Annotated in this window: 18 protein-coding genes; 13 read left to right on the forward strand and 5 right to left on the reverse strand. The window is 67.3% G+C overall.

The annotated features are described in order from the left end of the window. Window positions 1-53 precede the first annotated feature (53 nt). Together FVO59_RS08775 and FVO59_RS08780 are read right to left on the reverse strand one after the other, a co-directional pair. Window positions 54-716 carry a potassium channel family protein gene (locus FVO59_RS08775; RefSeq protein WP_430736282.1) on the reverse strand — a complete coding sequence of 221 codons (663 nt, stop codon included), beginning with the start codon at window positions 714-716 and terminating at the stop codon, window positions 54-56. Window position 717: 1 nt separating this feature from the next. Continuing rightward, the gene (locus FVO59_RS08780) at window positions 718-2,148 is read right to left on the reverse strand and encodes a TrkH family potassium uptake protein (RefSeq protein WP_182252290.1); all 1,431 of its coding nucleotides are present in this window, start codon (window positions 2,146-2,148) and stop codon (window positions 718-720) included. An 83-nt stretch (window positions 2,149-2,231) separates the two neighbouring features. Here FVO59_RS08780 and FVO59_RS08785 point away from each other — a divergent pair, with 83 nt between their 5' ends. Then, window positions 2,232-2,642 carry an ArsR/SmtB family transcription factor gene (locus FVO59_RS08785; RefSeq protein WP_182252291.1) on the forward strand — a complete coding sequence of 137 codons (411 nt, stop codon included), beginning with the start codon at window positions 2,232-2,234 and terminating at the stop codon, window positions 2,640-2,642. Window positions 2,643-2,678: 36 nt separating this feature from the next. Here FVO59_RS08785 and FVO59_RS08790 read toward each other — a convergent pair whose 3' ends face one another. Together FVO59_RS08790 and FVO59_RS08795 are read right to left on the reverse strand one after the other, a co-directional pair. Next, entirely contained in the window at window positions 2,679-3,482 is an 804-nt protein-coding gene (locus tag FVO59_RS08790; RefSeq protein WP_182252292.1) for an ABC transporter permease, read from the reverse strand. Next, entirely contained in the window at window positions 3,479-4,384 is a 906-nt protein-coding gene (locus FVO59_RS08795; protein WP_182252293.1) for an efflux ABC transporter ATPase subunit, DrrA-related, read from the reverse strand. Before FVO59_RS08795 ends, FVO59_RS08790 begins: the two co-directional genes overlap by 4 nt. A gap of 80 nt (window positions 4,385-4,464) precedes the next feature. On the opposite strand from FVO59_RS08795, the gene FVO59_RS08800 reads away from it, so the two are divergent. The 9 genes from FVO59_RS08800 to FVO59_RS08840 all read left to right on the forward strand — a co-directional run bounded on the left by FVO59_RS08800 (window position 4,465) and on the right by FVO59_RS08840 (window position 9,325). Further along, entirely contained in the window at window positions 4,465-5,391 is a 927-nt protein-coding gene (locus tag FVO59_RS08800; protein WP_182252294.1) for a TetR/AcrR family transcriptional regulator, read from the forward strand. Window positions 5,392-5,476: 85 nt separating this feature from the next. Further along, a complete protein-coding gene (locus tag FVO59_RS08805; RefSeq protein ID WP_182252295.1) occupies window positions 5,477-5,668 on the forward strand; it encodes a helix-turn-helix domain-containing protein in 192 nt (63 codons plus the stop codon). A 115-nt stretch (window positions 5,669-5,783) separates the two neighbouring features. Continuing rightward, on the forward strand, window positions 5,784-5,882 hold the full coding sequence (locus FVO59_RS08810; protein WP_003792170.1) for a 30S ribosomal protein bS22: 99 nt from the start codon (window positions 5,784-5,786) through the stop codon (window positions 5,880-5,882). 65 nt (window positions 5,883-5,947) lie between these two features. Next, entirely contained in the window at window positions 5,948-6,241 is a 294-nt protein-coding gene (locus FVO59_RS08815; RefSeq protein WP_182252296.1) for a rhodanese-like domain-containing protein, read from the forward strand. Then, window positions 6,238-6,501, forward strand: a complete 264-nt coding sequence (locus FVO59_RS08820; protein WP_182252297.1) for a glutaredoxin family protein — start codon at window positions 6,238-6,240, stop codon at window positions 6,499-6,501. The genes FVO59_RS08815 and FVO59_RS08820 overlap by 4 nt, the downstream gene beginning before the upstream one ends. After that, a complete protein-coding gene (locus FVO59_RS08825) occupies window positions 6,498-6,797 on the forward strand; it encodes a Dabb family protein (protein WP_182252298.1) in 300 nt (99 codons plus the stop codon). Before FVO59_RS08820 ends, FVO59_RS08825 begins: the two co-directional genes overlap by 4 nt. Window positions 6,798-6,925: 128 nt before the next feature. Next, on the forward strand, window positions 6,926-7,741 hold the full coding sequence (locus FVO59_RS08830) for a transporter substrate-binding domain-containing protein (protein ID WP_182252299.1): 816 nt from the start codon (window positions 6,926-6,928) through the stop codon (window positions 7,739-7,741). Window positions 7,742-7,775: 34 nt separating this feature from the next. Beyond that, window positions 7,776-8,573 carry an amino acid ABC transporter permease gene (locus tag FVO59_RS08835; RefSeq protein WP_182252300.1) on the forward strand — a complete coding sequence of 266 codons (798 nt, stop codon included), beginning with the start codon at window positions 7,776-7,778 and terminating at the stop codon, window positions 8,571-8,573. Next, window positions 8,570-9,325 carry an amino acid ABC transporter ATP-binding protein gene (locus FVO59_RS08840; protein ID WP_182252301.1) on the forward strand — a complete coding sequence of 252 codons (756 nt, stop codon included), beginning with the start codon at window positions 8,570-8,572 and terminating at the stop codon, window positions 9,323-9,325. Before FVO59_RS08835 ends, FVO59_RS08840 begins: the two co-directional genes overlap by 4 nt. Before the next feature lie 65 nt (window positions 9,326-9,390). Here FVO59_RS08840 and FVO59_RS08845 read toward each other — a convergent pair whose 3' ends face one another. Then, a complete protein-coding gene (locus FVO59_RS08845; protein WP_182252302.1) occupies window positions 9,391-11,244 on the reverse strand; it encodes an RNA polymerase sigma factor in 1,854 nt (617 codons plus the stop codon). A 277-nt stretch (window positions 11,245-11,521) separates the two neighbouring features. On the opposite strand from FVO59_RS08845, the gene FVO59_RS08850 reads away from it, so the two are divergent. From FVO59_RS08850 to FVO59_RS08860, 3 genes are all read left to right on the forward strand, one after another. Then, window positions 11,522-12,187, forward strand: a complete 666-nt coding sequence (locus tag FVO59_RS08850; protein WP_182252303.1) for a response regulator transcription factor — start codon at window positions 11,522-11,524, stop codon at window positions 12,185-12,187. Window positions 12,188-12,573: 386 nt separating this feature from the next. After that, the gene (locus tag FVO59_RS08855) at window positions 12,574-14,244 is read left to right on the forward strand and encodes a hypothetical protein (protein ID WP_182256924.1); all 1,671 of its coding nucleotides are present in this window, start codon (window positions 12,574-12,576) and stop codon (window positions 14,242-14,244) included. Between the two features lie 142 nt (window positions 14,245-14,386). Next, the gene (locus FVO59_RS08860) at window positions 14,387-14,713 is read left to right on the forward strand and encodes a hypothetical protein (protein WP_182252304.1); all 327 of its coding nucleotides are present in this window, start codon (window positions 14,387-14,389) and stop codon (window positions 14,711-14,713) included. The last annotated feature ends 80 nt before the right edge of the window (window positions 14,714-14,793 follow it).

Here is a 14,793-nt window from a genome sequence, read left to right on the forward strand (position 1 = left end):
TCTGGCGAACGAGCCTGTTCTCAGCGCCGGAATCGCGAGCCGCGCGGAACCGATTACCGGTCGAGGCCGGCGAAGCGCTCGATGTCGACGTTCGTGCCCGAGACGATGATGAGATCGTGGTTGGTGACCACGGTGTTCGCCTCCGCATAGCGGAAGGGCTTGCCGGGGCTCTTCACGCCGACCACCGTGACGCTGTACTTCGACCGCACGCCCGACTCGTTCAGGCGCACGCCGCGGATGAACTTCGGCGGGTACATCTTCGCGAGCACGAAGTCATCGTCGAAGCGGATGAAGTCGAGCATCCGGCCGCTGACCAGGTGAGCGACCCGCTCGCCGGCCTCGCGCTCGGGATAGATGACGTGGTTCGCGCCGACGCGCGCGAGGATCTTGCCGTGCGACTGCGAGACGGCCTTCGCCCAGATCTGCGGCACCTTCAGGTCGACGAGGTTGGCGGTGATCAGCACGGATGCCTCGATCAGCGACCCCACGGCGACGACAGCGACCTGGAAGTCCTGCGCGCCGATCTGGCGCAGCGCGTCGATGTTGCGGGCATCCGCCTGAACCGTGTGGGTGACTCGCTCCGACCACTTCTGCACGAGGCCGAGGTCTTCGTCGATCGCGAGCACCTCGCGATCGAGGCGGTCGAGCTCGCCGGCGCATGCGGCGCCGAAACGGCCGAGTCCGATCACGAGCACCGGGGCGTCGCCCCGCACCATCTCAACCAACGATCGGCCTTTCGACGGGCAGCGAGTAGAGCTGCGATCGGGAAGTCGCGGCGACCGCCGCGGCGAGTGTCACTGTACCAACGCGCCCCATGAAGATCGTCACGGCGAGCACGTAGCTGGCCGAGTCCGGCAGCTCGGCGGTGAGGCCGGAGCTGAGGCCGACCGTCGCGAACGCCGAGATGACATCGAAGAGCACGTCGATGATGTCGGCCTTGGTGATCTGGGCGATGATCACCGTCGAGACGGCGACGATCGTGGCGCCCCAGGCGACGACGCTGAGGGCCACGCGCTGCACGTCGGAGGGGATGCGGCGCCCGAACGCCTCGACAGACGGGCGTCCCTTCGCCTCCGACCAGACGGCGATGGCGAGCACTGCCAGCGTGGTGACCTTGATGCCGCCCGCGGTGGATGCCGAGCCGCCGCCGACGAACATGAGCATGCAGCCGACGAGCATCGACGATCCGTGCAGGTCGGCGATGTCGATCACGTTGAATCCGCCCGACCGGGTCATGGCCGACAGGAAGAGCGCGTTCATCGTGGTCTCGCCGGCATCCATCGAGCCGAACGTGCGGGGGTTGTCGAACTCGAGTACGAGGAAGACCGCGGCTCCGACGATGAACAGCAGCACGGTGGTGATGATCGTGAGCTTGGAGTGCAGCGACCACCGCTTCACATGCCAGACGTGCTTGATCAGGGTGTAGATGACGGGGAACCCGATGCTGCCGAGGAACACGCCGGTCATCAGCAGCGTGAGCACGAGGTAGTCGTCCGCGAAGACCGTCACGCCCCCCGCGTTGGGCGTGAAGCCGGTGTTCGTGAACGCCATGGCGGCGTAGTACGGGGCTTCCCAGAGCGCGGCGATGGGCGGGATGCCGGCCCACAGCAAGGCTGGGTAGAGAAGCACCGCCAGGGTGCCCTCGATCACCAGGGTCGACAGCGCGACCGTGGTCAGCAGCTGGCCGACCTCGCCGAGGCGCACGGTCTGGCTCTCGTTGACCGGGCCGCCGTGCGCGCGCATCGGGTTGGTGTCGCCGGCGGCGAGCAGCTTGGCGCGCAGCCCCAGCCGCTTGGAGATGACCAGACCCATGACCGAGGCGAGCGTGAGCACGCCCATGCCGCCGATGTTGACGCCGACGAAGATGACCGCATTGCCGAATGGCGACCAGTGCGCAGCCATGTCGACCGTCGCGAGGCCGGTGACGCAGATTGTCGACACCGCGGTGAACAGCGCGTCGCTGAGCGGGGTGACCGTGCGGTCGGCCGACGCGATCGGCAGCGAGAGCAGGCCGGTGAAGAGCAGGATCAGCGAGGCGAAGATGATGATCGCGAATCGCGACGGCGATGAGGTGACGAGGTGCTTGACCTGCCTGCCGACGCCGCGCAGGGTTCGCCGCGGGGAGGATGCCGACACGATGCCCGACATCGTTCCCCTTTCCTCCGGTGGCCGGCGTCGTTCGCCGAGCCTTCGTCATGGTACTCCGGTGCGGTGCCGACTACCCTGAGGGGATGACCGACATCTTCGACGTGATCGCAGACGGCACGAGGCGAGACATCCTCCGGCTGCTGTTGAGCGAGTCGTCCGAAGGGGGCACGAGCGTCACCCAGATCGTCAGCCGCCTGGGTATCAGTCAGCCCACCGTGTCGAAGCATCTGAAGGTGCTGCGCGAGGCGCAGCTCGTGACGGTTCGCGAAGACGGTCAGCGTCGCTTCTACAGTCTCTCGGCCGGGCCGCTCGAAGAGGTCGACGACTGGCTCGTGCCCTTCCTCGTCGACGCGTACGGCGATCAGGCGCCCGAGATCGACATCCCGTTCGCACCGCTGCCGGCAGCGACCGCGCATGCGGCCGAGGTCGTCGGCCGAGCGGCGGCGTCGGCCAAGCACGTGGTGACCACGGCCCTGAAGAAGCTCGGCACCTGAGCCGGACCCGCCGAACGAGGCGGGCCCGGCCCGGCGTCAGCGACGAACGCCGCGGCGTCGATACAGGGCGTTGCCCCACGCGACGGCGCCGACGATGATCGCGACGCACCAGACCACGGCCCAGAGCGGCTCGCTCGTGAGCGTGTTCCCCAGCAGCAGACCGCGGATCGTGTCGATGATCGGGGTGAGCGGCTGCAGCTCCGCGACGGGCTGCAGCCATTCGGGCATGCTCTCCACCGGCACGAACCCGCTCGAGACGTACGGCAGGAACAGCAGCGCGAACCCGTAGCCGTTCGCCGCCTCGGCGCTGCCCGCCGCCAGGCCGATGGCCGCGAACAGGTAGGTGATGGCGAGGATGTACAGCGCGATGAGGGCGGATGCCGCGATCCACTCTCCCGGGGATGCCGAGGGGCGGAACCCCATGAGCAGGGCCACGCCGACGACGATCGCGGTTGCGAGCAGGTTGCGTATCAGGCTCGCCACCACGTGCCCGGTGAGCACCGCGCTCGCCCGCAGCGGAAGGGTGCGGAACCGGTCGATGATGCCTGATGACATGTCGGTCGCGACGTACACGGCGGTGGACGAGGCGCCGAAACCCGCGCAGGTCAGGATGATGCCTGGCACGACGTAGTCGACGTAGCCGCCGCCCGGATCGATCGCTCCTCCGAAGATCCAGGTGAAGACGAGCATGAGCATCACGGGCAGCAGGATCGCCATGAGCAGCGATTCGCCGTCGCGCAGCGACCGGCGAAGGCTCCGGTCGATGAAGACCGCTTCGGCGGTCAGGCCGCGAAGCCGCGGACGGATGCCGGGTGCGGAGGCGTCGAGGAGGGCGGTCATGCTGATTCCTTTCGTGATGAGGTGAGCGGGGTGGTCCGAGCCGAGGACGGATCTCCGGTGAGCGCGAGGAAGACGTCGTCGAGTGAGGGGGTGCGCAGGTGCAGCGCGCCCTCGACGAGGCCGATCGAGTCGAGCGCGGCGCGGATCCCTGCGATCGTGCCGTCGGTGGGCAGGCTCAGCAGCAGGGCCCCGTCGGCGTTCTCCACCTCGACCGAGGTGCCGCCGATGCGGGCCTTGAGCTGCGCAGGTGTGCCCAGCCCGACGATACGTCCGCTGTCGAGCACGGCGATCCTGTCGGCCAGCTCATCGGCCTCCTCCAGGTACTGGGTGGTGAGGAAGACCGTCGTGCCCGCGTCGGCCAGGGAGCGGATCAGATGCCACAGAGTGCGTCGGCTGCGGGTGTCGAGACCGGTGGTGGGCTCATCGAGGAAGAGCACCTCGGGTGCGACGATCAGGCTCAGCGCGAGATCGAGGCGTCGGCGCATTCCGCCGGAGAACGTGCCGACCCTGCGGTTCGCCGCCTCCTCCAGATCGAGGGATTCGAGCAGCTCGGCGGCGCGAGCGCGAGCCGAGCGGATGCCGAGGCCGCCGAGCCTGGCGAACATCGTGAGGTTCTCGGATGCGGTGAGCATGTCGTCGACCGCAGCGGACTGCCCCGTGAGGCTGATGCGACGGCGCACCTCCTCGGGCGAGACGACCACGTCGTGGCCGGCGACGGCGGCCGTGCCGCCGTCGGGTCGGACGAGCGTGGTCAGGATGCTGATGGTCGTGGTCTTGCCCGCGCCGTTGGCGCCGAGGAGCGCGAAGATCTCACCCCTCTCCACCTCGAGGTCGATTCCGTCGAGCACGGTGCGCCCCCGGTACTGCTTGCTCAGCGCTGTCGCGTGGATGGCGAGCGGCATGGCATCCCCTTCTGTGTATGGCAAATACTGTTTATGACGCTAACACGCTGTTTATGACATACACAACCTATGCTTGACGCATGGCCGACGACGAGACCGACCTTCCCCGCGGCATCGCACTGGCATGGGGCATCGCGGCGGATCCGCAGCGCGGGCCGAAGCGCGAGATGAGCGTCGAGCGCATCGTCGACACTGCGGTGGCGCTGGCCGACGCCGAGGGGATCGGTGCGGTCTCGATGGCGGCCGTGGCCGCCAGACTCGGGTTCACGCCGATGTCGCTGTATCGCTATGTCAGCGCGAAGGACGACCTGCTGCTGCTCATGCAGGAGCACGCGACGGGCCTGCCGCCCGAGGCGCATCGCGAGCAGGTGGGGTGGCGGGCGAAGCTCGAGTCGCTCTATGACGCGGCCGTCGCCGTCTATCTCGAGCACCCCTGGATACTGACCCTTCCCATCACAGGCTCGCCCGTCACGCCCAACAGCTCGGCCTGGCTCGACGCATCGCTCGATGCCCTCGGTGAGACCGGGCTCAGCCCGACCGAGCGCATCGGTGTCGCGCTGGCTGTGATGGGGCAGGCGCGGTGGTGTGGCATCGTCTTCGCCGGCTACACCGAGCAGGCCCGCGCGACGGGTCTGAACGCCGAGCAGATCTCTCAGCAGGAGTCGGCGCTCTTCGACCGTGTCATCACCGCCGACGAGTTCCCCGCGCTGCGCGCCGCCGTCGACGACGGTGTCTTCCTCGACGACTCCGACACGTTCCGGTTCGGTCTGCATCGCCTGCTCGAGGGCGTGGCGGCTTACGTCGACGAACGCGCAGCCGGTGCCGGACCTGTCCCTCCCGTGCAGTGGCAGAGTGAAGACCCGCCGCAGGTCCTCGCCGACAAGAAGGTGCGCGAGAAGCGGAAGGCGCTGCGCGAGGCCGAGAAGGCGCTGCATGCGGCTCGCAAGGAGGAGCGGCTGGCCCTGCGCGAGGCTCGCGCCCGTGCCGCGCGCGAAGGTGGAGCCTGAGCGCCCGGAGTCGCAGCAGCCACACGTGTTTACAGCTGTCGCACCCACCCCATATGCTGTGCTTCAGCAGAAAGGGGTATTGGGGATGCCCGACGTTCAAGACGTTCGATTCCTGACGGTGGCCGAGGTCGCCGAGATCATGCGCGTGTCCAAGATGACCGTGTATCGACTCGTGCACGCGGGTGAGCTGCCGGCGATCCGCTTCGGCCGCAGCTACCGGGTGCCCGAGTCGGCCGTGGCCGATGCGATGCGCACCCCGATCGCCGACGTGGGCTGATCCGCCGGTTCGGGAGGCGTGCGACGGTTTGCTAGAATCGTCCGAGGCATTTTTTTCGTGCCTCGTACCCGGGTGCCGTTCCATGGCATCCAACCCCTGACTTAGTGAGGTTTCCGTGGGTTCAGTCATCAAGAAGCGCCGCAAGCGCATGGCGAAGAAGAAGCACCGCAAGCTGCTTCGCAAGACTCGCCACCAGCGCCGCAACAAGAAGTAAGCGGCACGACACAAGCGCCTGTCTCCGGACGGGCGCTTCGTGTCTGCGGCCACAGAGGAGAACCCATGAAGTCGATCACCGTCGAGCAGCTCGCCGAGCGCGAGGGCGTGCCCCTCATCGATGTGCGCGAGCGCCACGAGTTCGAGGCGGGGCACGTCCCCGGCGCGATTAACCTGCCGATGTCCGAGCTGGGCGGCCGCCTCGATGAGCTGCCCGGTGAGGCGTTCGACGTCATCTGCGAGCTGGGCGGTCGCTCGGGCCGGGTCGTCGAGGTGCTGGCGGAGCGCGGTCACGATGCCACGAACGTCGACGGCGGCACCGCCGCCTGGGTCGCCCAGGGGCGCCCGGTAGAGCAGTGACAACGCTCACGATCATCGGCAAGCCCGACTGCCACCTCTGCGAGGTCGCGGGCGAGGTGGTCGACGCCGTCGTCGCCGAGCTGCCGGATGCCGCCGCCGAGCGTCTCGAGATCGTCGAGAAGTCCATCGCCGATGATCCCGCGCTCTACGAGCGCTGGTGGGAGAAGATCCCGGTCGTGCTCATCGACGGCGAGCTGCACGCGCACTGGCGCGTGTCGCCCGACCGTCTGCGTCAGGCACTCGAGGAGGCCATGAAGTGATCCGTCATGTCGTCAGCTGGAAGCTCGCGGCCGAAGACGCCGCGGTGCGCGCGGAGCAGGCGGCCGAGGTCGCCCGTCGACTGAACGCGCTGATGGGCGTCGTGCCCGAGCTGCGCGCGGTGTCGGCAGGGGCGAATGTCGCGCATCCCGATGTCAACTGGGATGTCACCCTCGTCGCCGATGTCGACTCGCTGGAGGCCCTCGCGGCCTACCAGGTGCACCCGGCGCACAAAGAAGCCGGCGCCTACATCGCGTCGGTCGTCGCCTCTCGCGTCGCCGTCGACTTCGAGGTCTGACGAGCGCCGACGTTGCAACGCAAATGTGATCGGGCGACCGCCCGACCCTCGTCACGATGCGGTGAACCGCGTGACAAGATGAGTTCTACCCGCCCGAGGGCGCAAGCCCCTGTCACGAAGGAGTGGCCATGAAGCGCCGTCCCCTGATCCTCGGCACGGCTGTCGCCGCCGCCGCCATCCTCGCTCTCTCCGGCTGCGCCAGCAGCCCCGGCGCCGACGGCGGTGGCGAGCCCGCAGCGGGCGCCGAGTACGACCTGGTCACGCCCGGCACCCTCTCTGTCTGCTCCGACATCCCCTACGCCCCGTTCGAGTTCGAGGGCGGCGACAACGGCACCGGCTACACCGGCTTCGACATCGAGCTGCTCGCCGCGGTCGCGAAGAAGCTCGACCTGAAGCTGAACGTGCAGGACGTCGGCTTCGACGCGCTGCAGTCGGGAACCACGCTCGCCGCCGGCACGTGCGACGTCGGCGCATCGGCGATGACGATCACCGACGAGCGCAAGGCCAACATCGACTTCTCGGAGCCGTACTACGAGTCGCTGCAGTCGCTGCTCGTGCGCACCGATTCGGGCATCGAGGGCATCGACGACCTCGACGGCAAGACGGTCGGCGTGCAGCAGGGCACAACGGGCGAGTCGTACGCGACCGAGCACGCCAAGGGCGCCGAGCTGCTGCAGATGGGCTCGGACGGCGACCTGTGGCCGGCCATGCAGGCGGGTCAGCTCGACGCCATCCTGCAGGACCAGCCGGTCAACCTCGAGCACGAGAAGGCCGACAAGGCGTACAAGATCGTCGAGGAGTACAAGACCGACGAGCAGTACGGCTTCGCCTTCGAGAAGGGCAAGAAGGATGCCCTGCGCGAGGCGGTCGATGAGGCGCTCCAGGAGCTGAAGGACGACGGCGAGTACCAGAAGATCTACGACCAGTTCTTCACGGCGAAGTGACCCGCGCCGGAACCGGAGCGGAAGGACACCGACAATGGCGCTGAGGCGCACACAGAAGCAGAGGCTCTACCGCTACTGCGTCTACGCCGTGCTGATCGCGATCGCACTCTGGGTCGTGCTCACGGCGAACTGGGGCCGGCTCGTGCCGCTGTTCCTCAACCCCGAGGTCGCGGTGAAGATGCTCCCGAGCATCATCACGGTCGGCCTGGTGAACACGCTGTGGTTCACCGCGGTGGCATTCATCGCGGGCCTGGTCATCGGCGTCATCCTCGCGCTGATGAAGATGTCGGTGATCGGGCCGTTCCGGTGGATCGCGACGGTGTACGTCGAGCTGTTCCGCGGTCTGCCGGCGATCCTCACGATCTTCGCGATCGCGTTCATCCTGCCGATCGCGGCCGGCGTGCCGGGCAAAGACCTCGGAGGGCCGGTCGTGCTCGGGCTCATCGGTCTGATCCTGGTGGCATCCGCGTACATGGCAGAGACGATCCGCGCGGGTCTGCAGGCGGTGCCGAAGGGGCAGACCGAGGCCGCAAGGTCGCTCGGCATGTCGCCGATGGCGACGACCTTCTGGGTCGTGATCCCGCAGGGCTTCCGCATCATCATCCCGCCGCTCACCAACGAGTTCGTGCTGCTGCTGAAGGACACCTCGCTGCTGTTCGTGGCAGGAACGTTCATCTGGTCGAAGGAACTCACGACCTTCGCACGAGATGCGTCGACGCAGAACGCGAACGGCACTCCGCTGATCATGGCGGCGCTGCTGTACCTGATCGTGACGATTCCGCTCACCCGCTTCACGGCGTGGCTCGAGCGGAGGATGGCGAGGGAGAGATGAGCACGGATCTGATCGACATCCATGCCCCGGCGATCGACATCCAGGGTCTGGTCAAGACGTATGGCGACAACGAGGTGCTCAAGGGCATCGACCTGACTGTGCTCAGCGGTGAGGTCGTCTGCATCATCGGTCCCTCGGGCTCGGGCAAGTCGACCCTGCTGCGATCGGTGAACCTGCTCGAGCAGCCCACGGGCGGGCACATCCTGATCGAGGGCATCGACGTCACAGATGAAGACACCGATCTCGACCGGGTGCGCCAGCGCATCGGCATGGTGTTCCAGCAGTTCAATCTGTTCCCGCACATGTCGGTGCTCGGAAATCTGACGATCGCCCAGCGCAGGGTCAAGAAGCGCGGCAGAGCCGAAGCCGAGCAGATCGCGCGCGAGATGCTGGGCCGGGTGGGCCTGTCCGAGAAGGCGGATGCCTATCCCAGTCACCTCTCGGGCGGGCAGCAGCAGCGCGTGGCGATCGCGCGGGCGCTGTGCATGAATCCCGACATGATGCTGTTCGACGAGCCGACCTCGGCGCTCGACCCCGAACTGGTCGGCGAAGTGCTGCAGGTCATGCGCACGCTGGCCGACGAGGGCATGACGATGATGGTCGTCACGCACGAGATGGGCTTCGCCCGTGAGGTCGGCTCGCGCCTGATCTTCATGGACGGCGGTCACATCCTCGAGCAGGGCGACCCGCGCGAGGTGCTGTCGAACCCGCAGCATCCGCGCACGCAGGACTTCCTCGCGCGCGTGCTCTGAGCAGATCGCCACGGCCCCGGGCAGCGCAGGTCGCGCCCGGGGCCGTAGCGTCTCGAGAGCGCGGATCAGCCTTCGCCCGAAGCGGGGTCCTGGGCGTCTGTCTCTTCGAGCACGAACTCGGGCACGTCGCCCCACGGGTCGAAGATGCCCGTCGACACCCACTGCGTGCGACCGACCGCCGGGCCGTAGAAGCCGTCGGCGCTGCAGGTCTCGAAGGTGAGGACGTAGAGGCCCGTCGTCAGGAAGCGCATGCGCCTGGTGACGGTCCCGTCGTCATCGAGGGGAACGGTCGCGGCCTGACCGGTGTCGGCGGTCACGCAGAGAAGCCCGCCCGCGGGACCCGTGAAGCTGAGCACCAGACCCGTGGTGCTGGCGTCTTCGAGATCGAGCAGCACGTCTTGCTGGAATCCGTCGACGGCCAGCTCATCGATGGTGAATCCGACGAGCGTCGCCGGCGACGAGACACCGTCGGTCACCGTCCAGACCTCGGCCTGGTGCTCGCCTGCCGGAAGTGACAGCGACCGAGCATCGAACTCCCAGCTCCCGTCCTCACCCGGTGCGACGGTGTAGAGGGCGTCGCCGAAGCGCAGAGCGACGGATTCGGATTCCGGCGCCGCGCCCGACAGCACCGGTGCCATGTACGTGGAGGCGGGCGACGCCGTCGTGACCGCCGGGGCCGCGTTCGGCTGCTCCGTGCCCGGCTCGGGGGGCGTTCCACCGGTCTCTGCGGGGGCGGGCACGTCGTCAGGGTTCGCCTCCGTCGGCGGAGCCGGCCGGGCAGGCATCGGCGGTACCTCGCCGTCGGTGCGCCAGAAATCGATCTCCTCGATCGGCGGCTCCGTCGACGAGGGGGGAGGGGGAGACGGCGGCAGAGCCGCAGCCGTGTCGTCGGGTGCGGGGAGCAGCGGCGGAAGATCGGCCGGCGACTCCTTCTCGGGCGCGTACGACGGCGCCGCGGCAGCGGGCGCCGGACCTCCTGCCGGGAAGAGAGGGGGGATCACTCCTATGCCGACACCGAGTGACACGATTCCGGCGACTGCGGCGGCTGAGGCCAGAGTGAAGCCGATGCCCGCTGCGATGCTGATGCTGGTGGGCGCGGCCCAGATGGTGGTCGCACCGGGGAGGATCACGCCGAGTGCAGCCAGACCGCTGACCGATGCCGTGATGCTGCGGCCATCGGCGTACGCCGTGAGCAGGTCGCGCTCTACACTGCGGCACAGGGCGCAGTCCTTGAGGTGCGCCTTGAGCTCGGGTGCGTCGTCGTTGCGCATGCCGAGCAGGCTCGCCGGGAGCCGCCGCGCGACGTGAGTCGAATCACTGCGCAGATCGGCGGGAACCTGCTGCAGCAGCCACTGCTCGCGCAGTCCCGTCCGTGCGCGTCGTTGCAGAGCTGATACGGCGTTCGGCTTGATGCCCAGCTCGGAGGCGATCGCCGGACGGCGGGCCTCTTCGACCTCGGCCAGCCAGAGCACGCGCTGCCATCGGTCTGGCAGGGCGCGGAAGGCGTCGAGCAGCTGTGCTCCCTCATGCTCGCGTTCGACCTGTTCGTATCCGCTCTCATCGACGGCGGCATCCGCGTCGGGGTCGGAGATGAGCGTTCGGCCCTGTCTGCTCCACCGCGCGGCCGTGTTGCGCATGGTCGTGAAGAGGTAGGCGCGAAACGATGCCTGCGGGCCCTTGCCTTCGATCGCCACCTGCCGGAACACGGCCAGGAAGGCGTCGGACACGAGGTCGTCATGGTCGGACGAGCTGAGCCGCCTGGCGACGCGCTTGGCCGCATCCACGTGCCTTCGCCAGAGCTGTTCATAGGCATCCGTGTCGCCTGACCGCAGCAGGTCGAGAAGCTCCGCGTCTGATTTGTCGGCGTGCGTCTTCGACGGCTCGCCGAAGGCGAGCAGGTCGTTCGACAGTGGTGCCACGGGCTGGCTTTCTTCGCGGGCGGGGGGAAGAGGGCGAGGGCCATCGGATGCGATGAGCGGTGGCCGTCCGGCCGGAGAAGCCGTGGCGGATGATCTGAGAGTATCGGAAGCGGCCGGGCAGTGGAACCCCAAGCCAAAAGGTGACGCGCCCGCAAAACGGTGACCTAGTTAAGGGGTCATCTCGCCCATTGCATTCGATTTTCGTGGGTCTTCGTCACTTTTCTGAAGGGTGGTGCTCTCTCAGCGAGAAGTTGTTTTAGGGAACAGGGGATTCCACATGCGAGCGAGGTCGTATCCGCGCACCTGGCGTCGAGGTGCCGTCGTGGAGCCGCACGTGCTGCAGCGTCTGCGCACGGTGGAGGTGCTGAGGGACGGAGCCGGGATCGAGGTCGTGCACGCCAGTGACTCGCTCGACGCGCTGATGACCTGGATGCGTGGTCAGGATCGATCGAGCTGGCCGCACCTGCTGCTGATCGAGATGCTGCCTCTCGCGTACGGAGAGCGTGAGCGCTCGGCAGTGGCGGCGCTGCGCAAGGCCGGGGTGCGGGTCATGCTCGTCTCATCGCTGACTCCCCGCGGGGCGGCGCGCTCGCTGATGGGCGCCGAGTTCGACGGCGTGGTGTCGAAGGCAGACACCGAAGAGACTCTGCTCGCGGCCGTCGCCGAGGTGCTCGTGGGCGAGGAGTACGTCACCGAGCTCGCAAGGGCGGCGGTCGCACCCGATCCGCGGATGCCTCAGCTCTCGCTGCAGGAGGCGAAGGTGTTCGAGCTGTATGTCGCAGGTAAGCCGATCGGCGCCGTTGCAGAGTCCATCGGAGTCAAGGAGGACACGGCGCGCAAGTACCTGACTCGCGTCAAGAAGAAGTACATCGCCCTCGGGCGTCAGGCGAACTCGAAGCTCGATCTCGCTCGTCTGGCCTGGGAGGACGGGCTGCTCGGCTGATCGGTGAGCCGCGCCTGCGGTGGGGCTCACTGGCATCAGTGCCGCAGGCCGGCAAGTCGGCGTGAACTGTTGGGCCGAGTGGCGTGCGCGGCGATGGGGGCCAGCGATGACGCGCGTAACCGGAACTGACCCCCTGATGGGTCGCACCTACGGTGCGTTTTGCGCACGTCCCCCGGATCGCGCCACCATACAAACAGGTCTTGAAACGACGAGGTCGCCCAGTTCGGGTGCCTCGTGGTCGTTGTGCGGCGGGGCTGCGACAGCGAAGGCGCCACTGGGGAGGAACAAGCATGGAGACGACTGAGGTCGTGCAGCACAAGGGTCTAGCCGTCGCGAGTGGTATCTCGCGTCGCACGGTGATGAAAGGTGCGGCGTGGAGCCTTCCGGTGATCGCCATCGCGGGTGCGGCGCCTGCGTCGGCGGTCTCGGGGTGCGTCCCGACGGGCGGAGTGTTGTACTTCGTCGGTCTCGGTGATCGGGGCGCGGCGACAGGGCCGGTCACCGCTGAGTTGTACGACTGCGATGGTGTCGCTGCCACGGCCGACGTCGTGTCGCAGCAGAACTCGGAGCTCGTGCTGCTCGACAATGCCACCGGCACCTGGTGGTTCCGGGATTCGGCTGCGCAGAATGGGTGTGGCAAGGTCTGGCGGGTCGCGGGCACTCCACCGATCGAGTCGATCTGGGCAGGTCAGTTCGGCATCGATGCCAACGGCAACGTCTATCAGGCGACGATGCCGACGAACGGATCGTTCGCGACGACGACGGCGACCCCGATCACCGGTGCGAGCAACATCGTTCAGGTCTATGACTCTGACGGCACTGGTACGACCTATGCCCTCGATGCGGGCGGTGCAGTGTGGCGACTCAGCGGATCAACGTGGCGCCCCCTGCTCGCGCCTGACGGGACCCAGCTGGTCATCGACTCGATGGCAGACAGTGATGAGGTGCGAGGAAATCCGGTCTTCATCTCCGCGACCGGGCAGGTGTGGACGGCTCGCCCGGGGGCGCGAGCCGAGGCGCTGCCGCAGGGCGGTCCCACCGCTCCGGACGACGTGGTTGAGGTGGTCGGCAATCTCAGCACCTTCCACCCGGGGGCTCTCTATGCGCGAGACAGCAACGGTGCCCTGTGGTCGTGGAATGGCAGTGCATGGCGGAAGGTGACGGATGGCCCCGTCACTCACCTCACCTACAGCTACAACGACAGTGCGATGTACGTCGAAGGTGGAGAGATGTACTATGTGGCGACACCATCGGCGACGCCACAGCAGTACACGAACCTACCCGCGGGTTTTGACCCGAACATGATCGTCGACACGGTCCAGCGAAATGGTCCAAACGAAGGCTGGTGGGCGCAGCTGAGCGACGGCACGTGGTGGGGGTCGACTAACGCTACGTCCGGTGTGTTCCAGGTGGTCGGCACCCCGGGCAACACGGTGACTCAGATCACCGCAGACGGCTTCGCTCTCGCCGGTACACCCGCGGGCTGCGAAGAGCCGGAGCCCGCGTGCATCCCGCTCGCGGAGCGGGACAAATACCAGGCGGTCATCTCGACGACTCCACAGACAGCGGGCTTCCCGAACGTCGCCGCGTCCGGAACGCCGCACTACGACGTACCACTCAACACCCACGTTGTCGTCGAGAACGTCTATCAGAACACCGGCACCGAGCCATGGCCGGTTGGAACCCAGATCTGGGTCGAACTGTCGGGAAATCAGCGCGATCTCCATGCTCAGATCGTGGGAACTTCGGGCACGTACGCGTCTGCGTTGGGCACGCCTGTCTATGACGAAGTTCCTGGCGGTAGTTCCGACCCGTACGGCACCCGCTACGTCTACACGACAGTCGGTGAGGTCCCGCCCGGCGCCTCGATCACCGTGACCTGGGAGTTCTGGGCCAGTACGATGAACGCGTGGAACGGCTTCTATACGCTCGCTCGCGTCATCATTCCTCCGGAGCTGTCGTGCGAGAACAATGGGACGTCCATTCTCCGCCGTCTCAGTGTGACCGGAAACGTGGGGGGCACCACGCCGGCGTGGTACTACGTCGTGCGCACCTGACGGTCGCTCTGTGACGCCCTGCGGCGGCTCGACACCGACACGACCACCATGTTGGGTGAGCGTGCCGTCGCGGGGTTAGCCCACCAGGGCATGTGGAGCCGATGTGCGAGCTGACGTAGCCGAGCGCTCGTCAAACCTGTGCATGTCTGTGCGCACGGGATCCGAGGTCAGCTGCACCATCGCCGCACCCGGTGCGGGAGCCGCATCATTCGACCCCCAGCGCATCATCCCTGCCCTGATTCCGCTGGAGAGCAGTTTAATGCGTACCTGCACTGCTTCGACAAGCGGCCGGCGCGTACTCTGCCTGCCATTCCCGCCGTCGCGAACGAAACGGGAGGGCGAAGTGGTCACCAGCATTGACGGACACGACGACGTCGACGTGTTCATCGGTATCAGGCGAGAACTTCTGACATCCTTGCTTGAAGAACGGAACGAAACCCAGGGCGATTCAGGTCGAGTGCTGATCTGAGACACTCTGACGGCTCGACCTGCCGCTCTGACGCTTCGGCTCAGGTGCGGCAGGTCGAGCCGTTCTCTGTCTCGTACGGC

The organism is Microbacterium esteraromaticum, from assembly GCF_014084045.1.
Classification (GTDB): Bacteria; Actinomycetota; Actinomycetes; order Actinomycetales; family Microbacteriaceae; genus Microbacterium; species Microbacterium esteraromaticum_D.